Source organism: Halorussus pelagicus (genome assembly GCF_004087835.1).
Lineage (GTDB): Archaea > Halobacteriota > Halobacteria > Halobacteriales > Haladaptataceae > Halorussus > Halorussus pelagicus.
Window position 1 is genome coordinate 59177 of the sequence record NZ_CP035120.1, and the last position, 16226, is coordinate 75402.

The 16226-nt window shown below is 61.5% G+C and carries 16 protein-coding genes; 10 read left to right on the top strand and 6 right to left on the bottom strand.

Features of this window, described 5'->3' with window-relative positions:
• Positions 1–34 precede the first annotated feature (34 nt).
• Positions 35–478 carry a hypothetical protein gene (locus tag EP007_RS15480; RefSeq protein ID WP_128478679.1) on the top strand — a complete coding sequence of 148 codons (444 nt, stop codon included), beginning with the start codon at positions 35–37 and terminating at the stop codon, positions 476–478.
• A gap of 18 nt (positions 479–496) precedes the next feature.
• Here EP007_RS15480 and EP007_RS15485 read toward each other — a convergent pair whose 3' ends face one another.
• The gene (locus EP007_RS15485) at positions 497–1510 is read right to left on the bottom strand and encodes a hypothetical protein (RefSeq protein WP_128478680.1); all 1014 of its coding nucleotides are present in this window, start codon (positions 1508–1510) and stop codon (positions 497–499) included.
• Between the two features lie 476 nt (positions 1511–1986).
• On the opposite strand from EP007_RS15485, the gene EP007_RS15490 reads away from it, so the two are divergent.
• Positions 1987–3249 (top strand): tyrosine-type recombinase/integrase, encoded by a 1263-nt coding sequence (locus EP007_RS15490; protein WP_128478681.1) that lies wholly within the window; start codon positions 1987–1989, stop codon positions 3247–3249.
• 105 nt (positions 3250–3354) lie between these two features.
• Here EP007_RS15490 and EP007_RS15495 read toward each other — a convergent pair whose 3' ends face one another.
• A complete protein-coding gene (locus EP007_RS15495) occupies positions 3355–3555 on the bottom strand; it encodes a DUF7835 family putative zinc beta-ribbon protein (protein ID WP_128478682.1) in 201 nt (66 codons plus the stop codon).
• A 129-nt stretch (positions 3556–3684) separates the two neighbouring features.
• A complete protein-coding gene (locus tag EP007_RS15500; RefSeq protein ID WP_128478683.1) occupies positions 3685–4233 on the bottom strand; it encodes an NAD(P)/FAD-dependent oxidoreductase in 549 nt (182 codons plus the stop codon).
• A 141-nt stretch (positions 4234–4374) separates the two neighbouring features.
• Between EP007_RS15500 and EP007_RS17650 the strand changes: the two genes are divergently transcribed.
• From EP007_RS17650 to EP007_RS15510, 3 genes are all read left to right on the top strand, one after another.
• Positions 4375–4515, top strand: coding sequence for a hypothetical protein (locus EP007_RS17650; RefSeq protein WP_166035662.1), 141 nt, complete (start codon positions 4375–4377; stop codon positions 4513–4515).
• 168 nt (positions 4516–4683) lie between these two features.
• Complete coding sequence (locus tag EP007_RS15505; protein ID WP_208023622.1) at positions 4684–5106, top strand: DUF7471 family protein; 423 nt, start codon at positions 4684–4686, stop codon at positions 5104–5106.
• Positions 5103–5618: a winged helix-turn-helix transcriptional regulator gene (locus tag EP007_RS15510; RefSeq protein ID WP_128478684.1), complete on the top strand. Its 516-nt coding sequence runs from the start codon at positions 5103–5105 to the stop codon at positions 5616–5618. The genes EP007_RS15505 and EP007_RS15510 overlap by 4 nt, the downstream gene beginning before the upstream one ends.
• A gap of 32 nt (positions 5619–5650) precedes the next feature.
• Here EP007_RS15510 and EP007_RS15515 read toward each other — a convergent pair whose 3' ends face one another.
• The gene (locus tag EP007_RS15515) at positions 5651–6349 is read right to left on the bottom strand and encodes a bacterio-opsin activator domain-containing protein (protein ID WP_243700500.1); all 699 of its coding nucleotides are present in this window, start codon (positions 6347–6349) and stop codon (positions 5651–5653) included.
• Between the two features lie 168 nt (positions 6350–6517).
• On the opposite strand from EP007_RS15515, the gene EP007_RS15520 reads away from it, so the two are divergent.
• From EP007_RS15520 to EP007_RS15540, 5 genes are all read left to right on the top strand, one after another.
• On the top strand, positions 6518–7894 hold the full coding sequence (locus tag EP007_RS15520; protein WP_128478685.1) for a DUF7405 family protein: 1377 nt from the start codon (positions 6518–6520) through the stop codon (positions 7892–7894).
• A gap of 93 nt (positions 7895–7987) precedes the next feature.
• Positions 7988–9484, top strand: a complete 1497-nt coding sequence (locus EP007_RS15525; protein WP_128478686.1) for a sensor histidine kinase — start codon at positions 7988–7990, stop codon at positions 9482–9484.
• 118 nt (positions 9485–9602) lie between these two features.
• Complete coding sequence (locus EP007_RS15530) at positions 9603–10334, top strand: fumarylacetoacetate hydrolase family protein (protein ID WP_128478687.1); 732 nt, start codon at positions 9603–9605, stop codon at positions 10332–10334.
• Positions 10335–10398: 64 nt separating this feature from the next.
• Positions 10399–10635, top strand: a complete 237-nt coding sequence (locus EP007_RS15535) for a DUF7542 family protein (protein ID WP_128478688.1) — start codon at positions 10399–10401, stop codon at positions 10633–10635.
• Positions 10636–10711: 76 nt separating this feature from the next.
• On the top strand, positions 10712–11770 hold the full coding sequence (locus EP007_RS15540) for an iron transporter (protein WP_128478689.1): 1059 nt from the start codon (positions 10712–10714) through the stop codon (positions 11768–11770).
• A gap of 60 nt (positions 11771–11830) precedes the next feature.
• Here the strand turns inward: EP007_RS15540 and EP007_RS15545 are convergent, their stop codons facing one another.
• Both EP007_RS15545 and EP007_RS15550 read right to left on the bottom strand, forming a co-directional pair.
• On the bottom strand, positions 11831–12226 hold the full coding sequence (locus EP007_RS15545) for a DUF2267 domain-containing protein (protein WP_128478690.1): 396 nt from the start codon (positions 12224–12226) through the stop codon (positions 11831–11833).
• An 89-nt stretch (positions 12227–12315) separates the two neighbouring features.
• Positions 12316–16197, bottom strand: a complete 3882-nt coding sequence (locus tag EP007_RS15550) for an Eco57I restriction-modification methylase domain-containing protein (protein WP_128478691.1) — start codon at positions 16195–16197, stop codon at positions 12316–12318.
• Between the last annotated feature and the right edge of the window lie 29 nt (positions 16198–16226).

Genomic DNA, 16226 nt, shown 5'->3' on the forward strand with positions numbered 1-16226 from the left:
TTTTCTTACTACTCCATAACTAATAAATAGTGTAATGGCCATGCTCTCCAGACGAGATGTATTGCTCGCAGGAACGACAGGCATGCTAAGTATAACGAACGGGTGTCTCAGCTCGTTACAACAATCTTCACCAACTGGGAAGTTGGTTGGAATAACACTTCGGAACATCGATAGTAAGAAGCATACACTTATTCTTCAACTATTTCACGAAAACGAAAGAATTGTTAATAAAAAGTATGAACTCCGTGCCCAAACCATCAGTAATAGCAAATCAGGGCATGTAACTGCTGTTAAACCTACTTGGAAATCACAAACAGAAGCATTCACAGCAAAGGTTCGTTTAGACGGGAATGAACAGTGGTCTACGCTCCATCTAAATGATGATGGCGTCTCAGGCCAGTATAAATATGAAATTCGCATTACTGAAGATGGCGAAATAGAAGGCTGGCACAAAGCGTCTGACGGGTCAGAAAAGTAGCACAAGAAAGGTGGCTTCTTATTCGTGGAACGGTTCAGCAGAGTGGTCGTATGAGTCTGGAATGATGCGGAAGTCTGCGGGTCCTGAGCCGAGGTTAATCGGTGAATCGTCTATCGATTGCGTTGCCGTCATCGACTGGGCGTTTAGGCCCGCATCGTTTGCTTCCTGTAGGGAACTTGCAGATTTATCGGGTGTTGTCGCTTGCAGATTAAAGAGCGTACCTGTCGGGCTCTCAGCGGCGAGTTTATCACCAAGGAATGAGATCGAAACTGCCTGTCCATCGATGTCTACTCCCGGTTCGACCCGGACCTCGAATTCAACGTGATGACTTGTTCCACTGGTCACTTCATAGTTAATTCCCGCAATGGAATCAAGTTGCCACTCAAAGTCGCGGTTTACCGTCGTGCTGTCGTCAACCCAGAGATTTTTTGCAAGTTGGTCAGCATCCTTGACTGTCCCGATACCAGGGGCAGCACCGACGAGCGTCTCAAGGATGTTCTCAGCACGCTCCGTCTTATCCATTGAATTATTTTGCTCGGCTGGTTTGGCACCGAGTTTGCCCTGACTTTGGTCACTGTCGGGGGTCCATACTTCCTCACCGAAGTTTTTAATATTTATTGCATGACCAGTCAAGTGTGGTGAATTTCCTGCGTCCTCTTTGGTTTCATTCTGATTCGTATTGTATCCGCCCGACTTGCCACGTCCAGCGACCCGGTAGACGTGACCATATTTAAAGTCACCGTTGGGGTCTTCGCGTGGTACGGTACCGTAATATTGGACCGTCATTGTGTGTGCGATATATGTGTGTTCACCATATGCGCAGCGGTCAGGGCCGCACACTGTAACGTCGTCAATAGAGCTATCTTGCCACTCTGGACTCGTATCGGCTCTAGTTCCAATGGTGTTTCTCCTCTCGGTAGATGCTCCCCCTATCGCTGAGAATCCAGCAATAGAGAACCCAGTAGCAGCAACTTTTTCCATCGCTTTTCTTCGTGTTACATTCGAGATCGTATTATTCTCTTTCATCTGCATTGATGATAACTAATTAACATATTATATACTTTGTGGCGGTAGAAAATATAAATTAAAAGATGAAATTCTCAGATAGTATTCTGTTATTTTGTTCTAAGTGGAATGAATTCGCATTTCAAGCAGAATCTTGTCTGATTCCTGCATCAAAACGTGAAGGATTGCATTTGAACAGGTTTGCATGAATAAATGGCCGTATCAAAGTTATCGTTTTGACGTTGCGATAATCGACGATTCAGATTCTATATAGCGACATAGAGTTTACAAATTATCGCTCCAATACCGCCCAATTTTCCGTGGGCCTAACAGTCCACAGCGGACCGTTATCCCCACAGAATCATAAGTAATAACATAGAACCTCCGAGACGGAGAACTATGGCCGTCTCAAAATCGGCGTTCAACTCGTCGCGGGGGCTTCTCTCTCCGTTTTCCCGCAACGCTCGACTCACCACTGAAGGTACGATCAGGCGGGGTAAATCGTGACGGAATCGTCGTCCGATCCGTTCGCGGACGTGCGCTGGCCGACCTGCTCGCTCGCCGACTTTCGGGACCTCTACTGGGACATCGTCGCGCCGCGACTCCGCGCGGAGGGCCGGGACCCCGAGACCGACCGGCCGACCCACCAGTGGTTCCGCGATGAGGGACTCCGGGCGTTCCTCGCGGCACTTCGCCGCCATCACGACCGCTCGTTCGGCGAGTTCTGGCGCGAGGACCTCGGACTCGGCGACGACGAGGAGTACGACTGGGCGACCGACCACGACGAGACGCGCGACGCGCTGGAGACGTTTCTCGACCGGCGTCGCCGTCGCCACTCGCTCCGTGAGTCGAGCATCGAGACCAAGCGCAGGCGGTTGAACCTCTACGTCAAGGCCTACCGCGAGGCTAACGGCACCGACGACCTCCTCTCGCCGGTCGCCCGCGATTCCGAGACGCCGACCCACGAGGTCGTTCACGCCTGCTACGCCGCTTTCGACCGGATAAACGAACAGGAGTACAGCGCCGCGACGAAGACCCGCGTCCGCAGCGTCGTGGACGGGTGGTACCAGCATCTCGTCGGCCGCCGACTCGCCGCGGTCAACCCCGCGACCGGTCTCTACGACGAGTTCAAGTGGCAGGCCGACCCCTCCGACCCGGCACCGCTCTCGCACGCTCACGTCCGCGCGCTCGTCGAGGCCGCCGACTCGCCGCGCGAGCGCCTACTGGTCGTTGCGCTCGCGGCGTGGGGTCTCCGGGCGAACGAGGTCGCCAGCCTCCACGTCTCCCAGTTCGTCCGGGACGTGGGCGAGGCCGAGGCCCCCTACGTCACGTTCGCGGAGCGAAAGAACGGACCGGGCGAGGTCAACCTCGTCTATGGACTGGACGCGCTCGACGCCCAACTGGACGCGCTCGCCGACCGCGAAGACTGGTCGGGCTATCTCTTCCCCTCGTCGCAAGGCGCGGACCCGCACGCGACTCGGGAGACGATTTGGTCGTGGTTCCGGACGCTGGCCGAGCGCGCGGACCTGCCCGAGAAAATCGACGGCGAGCGCCCGAGTCCGCAACTCTGTCGGCGCTACTGGTACGACACCTACACGTCGGTTCTCGAAGCCGTACTGGAGGGACTGGAGGATATCGCGGCCGAGCAGGGGAGCAGCGACCCGCGCGTCGTCCTCTCGAACTACCTGACCGAAGAACGGTCCCGGAAGGTTCGCCGGGAGTTCATGCGCTCGGAACTCGCCGAGGCGTTCGAGCGGAACGAATAAACTTTATTCCGATATACAGAAATACCTCGCGTCGATTTCTTCGTGACGAGAAAACGAGACCGATTTTCGCGGCAGTACGGGCGTCGAGTCGCCGAAATCCCTCGATTAGGCGTCGTTCATCCGCTTGGCAGTCATCTCGTTACACTCCATGCACTCGGTGACACGGTACGGTTCGCGCGAGAACTCGGTGTTGTTTTGCTTTTTGCTCTCGGTCTGAATTTCGATGGTCACGTCGTGGGGCGTTGACTTTTCACATTCCTCGCAGAGTTCGGTGGTCTCCGCGAACGTCGAGTTTTGCGTTGCCATTTTCCTCGTCCCGTCTCTTCGGAATGCTTCCCTATCAACGGGTAACTCGGTTGAAATGCGTTCCGCGAGTTCGAACGGTTGCAGAAGCGAGAAACGACGGCTTTTCGAGCGCGACGGTCTCGGTCCAGTTCACTCGGGCACGTCGAAGTCGTGGACCGGTTCGCCCGCTTCCTCGCTCATAATCTGGAGCGCGGCCGCGCCGCCGTCGCCCGCCGAGATGACGGCCTCCCACTTCTGGTCGCGTATCATCGACCCGACGGCGTAGGCGTTCTCGACGCTGGTCCGCATGTTGAGGTCCACGTCGATTAGTCCGCCCTCGGTCGTCTCGCATCCCAACTGCTCGGCCAGTTCGGTGTCGGTTCCCGTGGCGAAGACGACGTACTGGGCGTCGTACTCGCCGTCGTCGGTCGTCACAGCGAACTCCTCGCCGTCGCGCTCGACGCCGGTGACTTCTTCGCCGACGCGGAGGTCGGCGTCGAAGCTCTCGACCTGCTCGCGGGCCTGCTCCACGAACTCGGTGCCGCCGACTTCCTCGATGCCGAGGTAGTTGTAGACGTGGGCCTTGTGCATCCACGTCTCGTCGGTGTCGAACACGACGGTATCGAGGTCGTTCTTCGCGGTGAACAGTCCGGCACTGAGTCCGGCGGGACCGCCGCCGATAATTGCGACTGTGGGCATATGGTATCGGTTTCGCTTTTCTCGCAAATAAGTGTTGGCGCGAGCGGCCGACTTTGCCAGTTTCCGGGCGGAGACCACTACCCCAACGTTCGTCGCGCTCTCGCTCGACCGATTTTTGCCGGTCCGTCGCGTTCTCCCGACGTGATTCGCCTCCCGATTCGGCGGTGTCCGAACTGCCGGTACGTCGGCCTGACTCGGACGTTCGTCTCCGAGGAGGGCGCGCGCTACCGGTGTCCGCGGTGTGGTACCGAGGTCGAATCTCCGGACCCGCGCCTCGCGTGACACCGGCGTTTCCGTTGTTTCGCTCACGCGCCGACCGCTGGCCGGGTCGCGTCCGCGGCCGACGAGATGAAACACTCTCTGGAACCTCCAACTCGGTTGTCGTCGAGTCGTTCTCCGCGGTCGTCGCCGAACCGAACTCGTAAATCGCTACCGGCCCAAACGACGGATATGCTTCGCAAGGCGGGGACGCTGGCGCCTCTCGATGCGGGGCACGGCGCGACCCCCGACCTCGGGTTCGTCGCCCTGCTCGCGCTGGCGGGTCTCGGGTCGGCAGTCCTCGTCGGTCTCGCGCTGGCCGCGCTCCTCCGGCGGCGCTCGCGGTCGTACCTGCTGGTGACGCTGGCGCTGGCGACCCTGCTGGCCCGAACCGGCGTCGCGGTGCTGTCGCTCACCGGAATGGTCGCGCCGGGGTCCCACCACCTGCTCGAACACGGTCTCGACGCGGCGATGGCCGCGCTGGTCGTCGCCGCCGTCTACGACGCTCGGCGGGTCCGCAAGTTCGCGGACCGTAGTGGGGAATCGCGCTCGCTCAGGAGCGACGGCGGCGAGCGGTCCCCGAACCCCGACCGAGATGGAGGCGACGACCGATGAACGCGACTCGCCGCACCATCGCCGACCACGTCCGGGCGAACCCCGGCGTCCACTTCAACGCGGTCGTCCGGGACCTCGACCTCGCGCCCGGACAGGTCCAGTACCACCTCAAGCGCCTCCGCAAGGGCGATTCGGTTGTCACCGACGAGATTCGCGGGCGGACCCACATCTACCCGCCGGGCTACGACGACTGGGAGCGGTCGGCGCTCGCCGTGTTCCGGCGCGAGACCGCCCGCGACCTGCTGGTCCACCTGCTCGACGCGGGCGAGACGACGCCCGCCGCGCTCGCCGACGAACTCGGCGTGGCCCGGAGTACGGTCGAGTGGCATCTCGACAACCTGAGCGGCGACGACCTCGTGGCGAAACGCCGCGAGGGGAACCGCGTCTACCTCGAACCAGCGCGCCCTGAGGCGACTGCCGAACTGCTCGGCGAGGTCACACCCTCGCTCCCCGAGCGCATGGTTGACCGGTTCACGAAGTTAGTGGATGGACTGGTCGAAGAAGGACCCTAAATAGACGACCCACGCGAACAGCGGTCCGTAACTCACCTCTCGCCCCACTCGCCGACGAGGATGGAGACTATCTTGCCCTGGGCCGCCCGGAGGTGCTGTGAGAACGTCGTGCTGGTGACGCCGAGTTCGGCCGCGACCTCTTCGCCGGACTTGCCCCGCGGCCAGTCGAAGTAGCCCGCGACGAAGGCCGCTTCCAGCACTTCGCGCTGGCGGTCGGTCAATCGCTCTTCGACGGCCTGCGCGAACTCTCGGCGGGTGAACACCGGCACGTCGTGGTTTTTCTGGCGGCGCGCGACGACCTCCGCGGAGGGATGGGTGTCGAGAAACTGGTCGATGATCGTCGAGACGCGGTAGATGGTCGGCACCTCCGCGACGATGCGGGCCTCGCCGCCTTCGCTCCGGAGTTCGCGGGGAATCGCGCCCGCGTCGGTCAGCGTCACGACGAAGTGGTCGTCCGGTTCGGAGACGAGGACTTCCACCACGCCGCCGTCGTCGCGGTCGTCCATCGTTCGGGCCTCGATGCCGTCGTACTCCTCGATGGCGCCAAGAACGCCCTCCGCGGTCGCGCCCGAGAAGTAGTGAAAGATGGCGTAGGTGTCGTCGCCCCGCGGAACTATCTGTTCGACTCGCGTTCGACAGTCGAGTCGGTCCGGAATCGCCACCAGCGGGTATCGGTCGTCGGTGACGCGAAACTCCACCTCGACGACTGCCTCGCTCTCTGTCTCGGACACGGTGGGCCTAATCGGACGAACACGGTCGATGGGATTGAACGTTTGGGTAACGGAGCGGGGATTTCTCCGATGAAGTCGGTTCGAACAACTCCGAGACTGCGGAACCAATCTCCCATTTCGACGCCCGAACCAGAACCCCCTTTCGCGTCGCGTTCTAAGAACTCGCCAATGGAGAATACCGGACCGAGCGAACCCGGAGAAAGCGAATCCGGAGGGAGGACATCGGGAGCGCGAGACGCCGGACGGAGCGGTGGACCGGGCGACGAGCGCGGCATCTCCCGGCGGCAGTTCGCCAAGGCCGCGGTCGCAATCGGGGGCGCGTCGGCGCTGTCGGCCTGCCTGAGCCGCGGCGGCGACGACCTTGACGTGGCCACCGGCCCGGACGACCTCTCGACGCTCCCCTCGCGCCAGCACGCGTGGGACGAGTACCTGAATCGGGACGACCACGGGAACGTCGTCGCGCCTCGCCATCGGGTCCTCCTCCTGTTGAACTACGCGGGCGAAGGGACGCCGAGCGACGAAGACCGGGAGACCGCGGAGTCGGCGTTCCGGAGTCTCGAACGCGCCTACGAGCGGGGCAACGACGGCCTGCTGTTCACGGTGGGCTACTCGCCGTCGTACTTCGAGCGGTTCGACGACGACCTCCCGGAGTCGGTCGATTTGCAGGACCCGCGGGCGCTCGCGCCGTTCGAGGACCCCGAACTCGACCGACAGGACGCCGTTGTCCACCTCGCCAGCGACCACGCCGAGGTCGTGCTGGCGGCCGAGCAGGCCTTGCTCGGCGAGCAGGCGACGGCCAACGGCGTCGAGATGGACGCGGACCTCTCGGGGGTCTTCGAGCGGGCCGAGCGCCGGACGGGATTCATCGGCGAGGGCCTGCCCGCGGAGAATCAGGACGTGGACGGGATTCCCGACTCCGGCCCGGTCTCCGAGGACGCGCCCCTCTACATGGGCTTTAAGTCGGGCTTCCAGAAAAATCAGGCCAGCGAGGACCGCGTGACGATTCGGGACGGGCCGTTTGCGGGCGGGACGACCCACCAGCTTTCGAAGATTCGGCTGAATCTCGAACAGTGGTACGAGCAGGACAGTCGCTCCCAGCGCGTCGGCAAGATGTTCTGCCCGGTCCACGCCGAGGAGGACCTCGTGGAAGGCGCGGGCGACAACCTCGGTGACTCCGCGCAGATGGAACAAAAGGGCTGTCCCGCCCACGCGGAGGACCACGCCCGGACGAAGGGAATGGTCGGCCACTCCCAGAAGTCGGCCCGTGCGCGCGACGACGACGGGTCGCCACTGATGATTCGCCGGGACTTCGACTCGACGGACGACGGGCGGGCGGGCCTGCACTTCGTCTCGCTCCAGCGCACCATCTCGGACTTCGTGGACACCCGCGACGCGATGAACGGCGAGGACCTCGCCGAGCGGTCGGCGGTCGGCCAGACGAACAACAACGGCATCTTGCAGTACATGGAGGTACTTCGCCGGGGGAATTTCCTGCTCCCGCCGCGCGAGAAGCGGTCGCTTCCGACGCCGAAACCGAAGAACTGAGCGTAATCTCCCGACTCGTCGCCGTTCGGCGTCACTTCGACGCCTTTTCCAAGTATCAAGAGTCTTCAATGAGCTAACTCAATAGCGAACTGAATGAGCGACGACCGAGGACCAAACCCGCCGCCTCTCGACACCGACCTAGAGGAGGTCTTCGGGCGAATCACCGACGCGGTGTACGCCCTCGACGAGGAGTGGCGATTCACCTACCTCAACGAACGGGCTGAACGCCTTTTTCAACGCGACGGGGGCGACCTCCGTGGCACCATCGTCTGGGACGCGATCCCCGACGCGGTCCAGCCACGGTTCAAGCGGAAGTTCGAACGGGCGATGGCGACCCAGACGCCGACGACCTTCGAGGAGCATATTGAACCGCTGAACGCGCGGTTCGAGGTCCGTGCGTACCCCTCCGAGACGGGACTCACCGTCTGCTTCCGTGAGGTCACCCAGCGGGTCGGCCATCAGGGCGAACTCGAAGAACGCGAACGCGCTCTGCGTCGCGCCTACGACATCATCGCGGACTCCGACATGTCGTTCCGCAAGCAACTCGACGCACTCCTCGATGTCGTTCGAGAGACGCTGGGAATCGACTACGCGACCCTCTCTCGCGTGCAGGGAGAGACGTACGTCTTCGAGGCGGTCGTCGCCCCGGACGACGCCGACCTCCATCCGGGGGACTCGATACCGCTCGAAGCGACGAACTGCGAACGCGTAGTCACGACCGAACAGACGTTGGTGTTGAACGACGTTGAGTCGGACGCGCCGGAACTGGCCGACAAGTCGGGGAACGCCGAGTGGGGGATTTCGTGCTATCTCGGCGCGCCGGTGTCCGTCGGCGAGGAGGTGTACGGCACGTTCTGTTTTTACGACATGGAGGCGCGCGTCGAGGACTTCTCCGACTGGCAAGTCACCTTCGTCAATCTCCTGAGCAAGTGGGTCGGGACGGAACTCGAACGCCAGCGCGAGAACGACCGCCTCGACTCGTTTGCCAGTATGGTCGCCCACGAACTCCGCAACCCGCTACACATCGCCCAACTCTATCAGGAACAGGCCGCCGAGGGAGACGAGTCGGCCGCCGAGGAGGTAGCAGTCGCGCTCGACCGCATCGAGGCGATAATCGACGTTATCCTCGTCACCGCGAGAGGGACGAAGTCTGTCATCGACTGGGAACCGGTCTCGCTGACCGACGCGGCCGCCGAGGTGTGGGCGGAGATGGGTGCGGCCGACGCGGAACTCGTGGTCGAAACCGACCGAACCGTCGAGACCGACTCGATTCACCTGCGTCACCTGCTCGAAAATCTGTTTTCGAACGCGGTCGAACACGGCGGGTCGGAGGTTACGGTCAGCGTCGGCGACCTTCCGGACGGATTCTACGTCGCCGACGACGGAGAGGGGATACCCGTGGCCGAGCGCGAACAGGTGTTCGAGGCGGGGTACACCACCGACGAGACCGGCATCGGTCTCGGTCTCACGTTCGTCAAGCGACTCGCCGACACGTACGACTGGCAGTGTCGGGTCGCGGAGAGCGACGCTGGCGGGGCGCGCTTCGAGTTCACGAACGTCGAAATAGTCTCGCAGGCGGCGTCTCGGTAGTCCGAGAGGTACCGTCTACTGCCCATCGCTTCTCGCGGCGTCGGTATCAGTTCACGAAGAACCCCACGCAGTTGCGGATTCCTGAACCTCTTTACGCTCCCCAGACACACCCCTTCACATGCGAAAAGTACGATTCCGCGACCCCGCGGGTTCCACCCGCACGGGCGAGTGGACCGACGACGGCATCGAGGCCGCCGACCGAATCTACGACGAGTCCGCGGTCGAACTCCTCCCGCCGAGCGACCCCTCGAAAATCGTCTGCGTAGGGCTGAACTACGCCGACCACGCCGCCGAGCGCGATAAGGAACCGCCCGAGCGCCCGCTCCTCTTTCTCAAACCCCCGAACGCGCTCGCGGCCCACGGCGACACCGTGGGTCTCCCCGCCGGGAAGGAGCGCGTGGACCACGAGGCGGAACTCGCGGTCGTGATGGGCGAGCAGGCCCGGAACGTCGCCGCCGAGGAGGCGATGAAGTACGTCGCGGGATTCACCTGCATGGACGACGTGTCGAACCGCGACGACCAAGACCGCGAGCAGAACTGGGTCCGGGGCAAGGCGTTCGACAACTCCGCGCCGCTCGGTCCCGTCCTCGCCACGCCCGAGGAGGTGCCCGACGACGCGAGCGTCGAGTTGCGCGTCAACGGCGAGACCCGCCAGCGGTCTTCGCGCGACGAGTTCATCTGGTCGGTGCCGGAACTCATCGAGGAGATTACGACCTACCTCACGCTCGAACCGGGCGACGTGGTCTCGACCGGGACGCCCGCGGGCGTCGCGGCCCTCGAAGACGGCGACGACGTGGAAGTCGAAGTCGAGGGCGTAGGTGTGCTTCGTCACGGCGTTCGGCGCGAGTGAATCTCGGTGTCGGAGATAGTCCGAACGAGGCAGTTTTACCACCCGCGACCATTCCTTCGAAACGATGACCGACGAGCGCGCGACGGTGACGTGTCCCGACTGCGACCTCGACGAGTCGTTCGGCAACCTCGGCGCGGCCCGCGAGCGCATCGAAACCCACCGCCGGGAGACCGGCCACGAAGCGGTCTGGGAACTGTCCGCGCTCAGCGCGGGCGTCGAGCGGGCGGGCGACGAGGCCGGAGTCTGCGGGCGCTCGGACTGTGGCGACGAGGAGTCGCCGCTGTTCCGTGATGATTTGTGACCGATAGGTTCACCGACACCCCGTTTCGAAGCCCGAACCAGAACCCGTATTTCTCCGACGCCACAACCATCCGCCAATGCAACGACGCGACCTTCTCCGGGCCGCCGGACCGCTCGGACTCGCTGGCCTCGCGGGGTGTATGGGGACCTTCGAGACTCAGTCGTCCGCCCAGAGCCGGTTCACGACCGTCGAGGACCGCACCGAGAAGGTGTACTACCCCTCGCACATCGACGGGATGACGATGGTCGGGATGGGCGGCGACGGTCGGTACAAGGTCGGTCTGATGTACAGTCTCCCCCACGCTTTCTGGACGATAACGGGCACCGACCTGAACTTGGCGCAGGTCGGCGAGGACGCCACCGCGCACCTGATGGCGACGCTCTGGGACTCCGAGACCGGGACGGTTCTGCCGACCTCGGAGATTCGCGCGACGATTCTGAAGGGTGGCGAGGAAATCGATTCGCGTCGGCTCTGGCCCATGCTCTCCCAGAATATGGGCTATCACTTCGGCGACAACGTGCGACTCGACGGCAACGGGACCTACACCGCGAGGCTCTCGGTCAGCGCGATGCAGGCCCGCCGGATGGGCGAGTTACGGGGCGCGTTCGGCGAGGGGACGACCATCGAGGTAGAGTTCGAACACCGTCGCGGCAAGTTGGGCGACCTCTCGCTCAAACAACTCCCTGACAAGAAGGGCGATGCGGGAGCTATCGAACCGATGGAGATGAAGATGCCCCTCGCGCAGGTTCCCGAGCGCGACGACCTACCGAACGTCCTCGCCACGGGGACCAGCGGGGACGCCGACTTCGCGGTGTTCGCGCCCGACGAGTCGCCCCACTTCGTGCCCGATGGCCAGTCGTATCTGGCTGTCTCGTCCCGGACGCCGTACAACCGCTACCCCCTGCCGTTCATGTCGCTGTCCGCGACGCTGACCCGCGGCGGGTCGTCGGTGTACGACGACATTCTCCGGGCCGCGCTGGACCCCCAACTGGGCTATCACTACGGCGCGGCCGTCGAGAGTGTCGAGTCGGGCGATTCGCTGACTCTAACCGTCGACGCCCCGCCGCAGGTCGCGCGCCACGAGGGGTACGAGACCGCGTTCGTCCAGATGCCCGAGCTGGAGCTGTCGCTTTAACCGACTGGCCGTCGAATCGGCGGCCGTGCGATACGGTATTGTTGCCGCCGACTGAGACGCCTACTCCTCGACTTCCTCGGGGTCCACGAGGGCGAACAGGTCGTCGAACTCCGCGGGCAGTTGGGCGCGGACCTGTTCGATTTCGCCCGCCGGGACGCGTTCGCTGACGAGACCGACCACAACTTTCCCGTAGTAGGCGGCGTCGGCGCGGTCGGCATTCGCGCGGTCGGCGACCCGACTGACGAACTCGTCGTAGTCGAATCGCTGGCCCGAGTCGGCCGATTCGAGGTAGTAATCGACCTCCATCGGGAGCGGTCCCGCGAGGTCTTGGGCCTCTCCGGCCTGCAAACGCTCGCCGAGCGACTGGAGGACCGCGCGCGTCGCGCGGACCGCTCGGCCGGTGTCGGGCAGTTCGAGTCGATTCTGAACGTGTCCCATGAACTCGTCGTAGTTCATGCACGGGGCTACCACGGACGCCGGAAAATACGTAACGGCGAGTTCGGGCGGTCGTGAACATCCCCACCGACGCATGCTCGAACGCGGCGTCAGAACACTTCCAGATACTCCTCGATGACCGCGCGCTCGTCGTCAGTCAGGTCGAACAGGTCGTAGACCGCGCGGTCGATGTCGGCCTCCAGTTGCTCGATGTCGGTCTCCGCAACGGTCCGCTCGTCGGCTTCCAGCGTGCCGAGCAGTTGCTCGACGCCCTCGCTCGTCGTCGGAATCGGAATCGTCTGTTCCTCGCCGCTCTTCATGTTCCGGCCGTCAACGGCGGCGTGGACGTACTTCGCGCGGCGCTTGTTCTCCTCGCGGTCGCCGCGGTCGATGAGCGGGTCGGTGATTTCGTCCGAGCGCCCGGCGGTGACGGCGAATCGGCCGTCCGCGAGTTGCTGAATGTCGGCATCCACCGGGTACCGCCGGGTCTGCCACTCGTAGTCGATGTGGCCTAACGGGCCGTCGTAGTCGCCGAGGTAGGCTTCGGGGAAGCGTTGGGTTTTGTTGTCTAAATCAATGGTTTCTACAATCTTGTCTCCACTAATTTGAATAGTATCGAAATAACCGTTTTTATCTTCTGTGATACAAGGAAGTTGTTCGAGGTATTGAGCGCGATACTCGTAGAAACCCCCAGCTTTGACAGTTGTGATATGCTTGAAATAAAAATCAAGTGCTTTTGAATTCAATTCTGCCGCGATAACCTCTGTCAAGTCTTCAATCTCAGGTAGTGGCTGAAGCCCATAAGCTGTTTTAAAGTACCATACACCAGTATCATCAATCATGAATCGGGCGTTTTCTGAGATGTGCGCACCGATAGTCTTCGGTCGCTCAAATCGGTCGTGACTTTTAGGATAAATGAAGCTGTACCAGTCTTCCTGTCCCTCCATCTTTCCACTTTCACGGCTTTCTAGCTTGTCCTTATGTTCTTCAAAGTAATCCCAAGTCAATGGAAGATTTTCACGCAGATACCCTTCTGAGTGTAGTGTAGATTCTAACTTTCCATCGTCGGTCTTTTCGATTTTGTATGGGAGAATTACGTGTTGTCCCGACCAATCTGCTTGCCATCGTTGGATATCTTTCCCATCTAGCCAAGGTCGAAGCAAGTCGGTTTCAATTTCGTACTCCTTGTTTTCACCTGAAGGAACGATTTGAACAGTATTACCGCCTTCATTGGGTTCAATTCGGTCTGCATTCGTCGGTGTTACCACATAGACTTTATTTGCACTTGTTTGCGTCCCAGCGAATACTGAATCTGTTATTTCACCGATTCTATCGTCGCTGTTTTCCTCCAACTTCCGGAAAACCGCTAGCTCTTCGGGCGGCATCAGCGACCAGTACCCGTCTCCCAGTTCGCCTTGCGGGAAGTCGAACACGTCGATGTAGTCGTCGCTGTAGCCCGGTTCGTCGCGGTGGTCGCGGACGGCCGAGACGATTTCCTCGTCCAGCGCTCGCCCGGTGTCGTCCTCGACGTTCGCCTTTACGCGGACGGACCGAATATCGTTGTCGGCGCGGGCCGTCTCGTCGTCCTCGTCTTCCAGAATGACGATTGCGGGGTAGTTCGTCGCGTCGGCGAACACACCCGAGTCGCGGAAATCGTAGACCTCCTGCACGGTCGCTTCCCGGCGCATCACGTTTCGAATCCCTTCGCCGTAGTCCGTGACCATGAACTGGTTCGGGGTGATGAACCCGAGTCGTCCCGTGTCTTCGGCCAACCAGTCGAGTCCGCGCTCGTAGAACGGACAGTAGATGTCGTAGTTGCCGGTAGTAGACTCGTACAGTTCGTCGAGAATCGCTTTCTGCTCGTCGGGGAGGTTTTGGATTCTGACGTACGGCGGATTTCCGACCACGTAATCGTACTCCATGTAGTTTTTCACGACCAGCGACAGCACGGTGTCCTCGAACATCTTGAACAGGCGACCGTCGCCGTGTTCGACGCGCAGGTACTCCACCGTGTCGAGGATATCCTGCACGTACGGTTCGAAAAACTCCTCGATGCCGTCGTAATCGCGGTCGGTGTAGCGGTCGATGCCCTCCGCGAGTCCGCCGCGGTACTCCCACATCTCCTCGTGCATGTGGTACTTCACCACGTCGAGGACGCCCTGTAACGCCGCGAAGTATTCGCCGAAGTTCCGTATCTCGGCGTTGACTCGCACCGTATCGAACAACGGCATCCGGATGCGCTGGACGAGGAAATCGCCTTCGCGCTCCGACTCGGCCACTTCGTCTTCGTCCACTTCGACGGGAAGCGGGACCGGAATCTTCACGTCTTGGTTGTCTTCCGTCGTCGCGTCGAGGGTCATCTGTTTCATCCCGTCGTCGCCCAGATTGATGCCCGTCAGTTCGCGCTCGTTGCGGAGCGTGTCCGTCCGGAAAATCGGCAGACGCCGAATCGTGAAGTCGTCGCGTTCCCGCTTGGCCTCCCGATATTTGGGTAGAATCGTCACCATGAATCGAATCTGGGCCATCAGGACCGCGAAGGGGTGGATGTCCAGTCCGACGACGTGGGGCCGCGTGCAGAGTTCCGTGAGGTGGTCCGCCCAGTCGGGGTCGTCGTGGTAGCGTTCCACGTCCGCGATGTACCGCTCGACGGCTTCCACGAGGAACGTTCCCGACCCACAGGAAGGGTCGATAATGCGCTCTTCGGAGACCCCGACGTCGTAGTCCACACCGTCCATGATGTAGTCGATGACCGGTTGGGGCGTGTAGAACTCGCCGAGCGCCTTTCGCGTTTCGGGGTCGAAGTATCGCTGGTAGAGATTACCAAGCGGGTCGCCATCGATGCGCGAGAAGTCGAACTTCAGCACCGAGAAGATGACCTCCGAGACGGCACGACTGAACCGCTCTCTGGTCGCCTGACTCACTCTCGAAACGTCGCTTCCCTCCTTTGCAACGTCCTCGAATCGGCTGTACGGGTTGTCGTGCTGGCTGGCGGTCTGTTCGGCGTACCCGTCGGACCACCAAATGAAGATGTCGTCCTCGAAGAGGCTTTCGACCAACTGGTTTCGCATCTCCTCTATCATCCCGTTGGCCGCAACCGGGTAGGCGTCGAGACTGATTTCGTCGTTGAAGCCGCCGAGTTCGTCGAAGTACCGTCGAAGCCCCTTCTCGGAGGGGAAGAAGTCGTGGTCCTCGGTCGCTTTGGCCAACAGCAACCGCGCCAACAGCGCGTGGCCGCTCTCCAGACAGAACATGAAGTCCCGAAGCGACTGCTCGCCGTCGATGAACTCCTCCCACGATGGCGGTACGTCGTCGGGTTCGCTGGCGTAACTCGCCTCCCAGAAGTCGTACGCGCCCTTCACGAACTTCGTCTCCTGCTCGTCGCGGAGTTCTCGGAGCAAATCGACCATCGCGGTCACGAGGTCGGCGAACGGACTGTCTGGTTCGAGGCGGAACGTATCGAAGAAGTGTTCACGCCCGAGTTCGCCGTCCAGCTCCACGGAATCGAGCGTATCAAGATACGTCTCGACGCTCGCCGGGTCCGTGATGTCCCACTCGGGCTTTTCGAGCGCCGAAACGAGATTCGCGGCGTCGCTCTTCGACGCTTGTTCAAGCGAAATGGAGAGCAGTCGTTCGTGGTCTTCGCGCTTGTACAGTCGAAGCTCCGACCCGTTTGTCAGGATACCGTAGTCCGCTTTTAACGTATCTACGTAGTGGAAAAGCTGGTCTTCGTGCGGTGTCAGACTCCTCCCCGAGGTTTTGAACTCGTAGACCGCCGTCACCGACTCGTTGTCATCCAGCGTCACGTAGTCGGGTCGCCGGTCGTCCGGGAGCTTCCACTCGCTCCGCAGATCGTGGCCCGCACCCGAGTACCCCAGCGTCGTATAGAAGTCCTCGTTGAGAAACGCGTTCTCCACGTCCTTCTCGCTCATCTCTCCGTCGATACGAGCGGAAATTCCGTGGAGGGAATCGAGTAGTGCGGACTGACTCACCATACCCTTGGCGAGACAATCACCCGATAAAA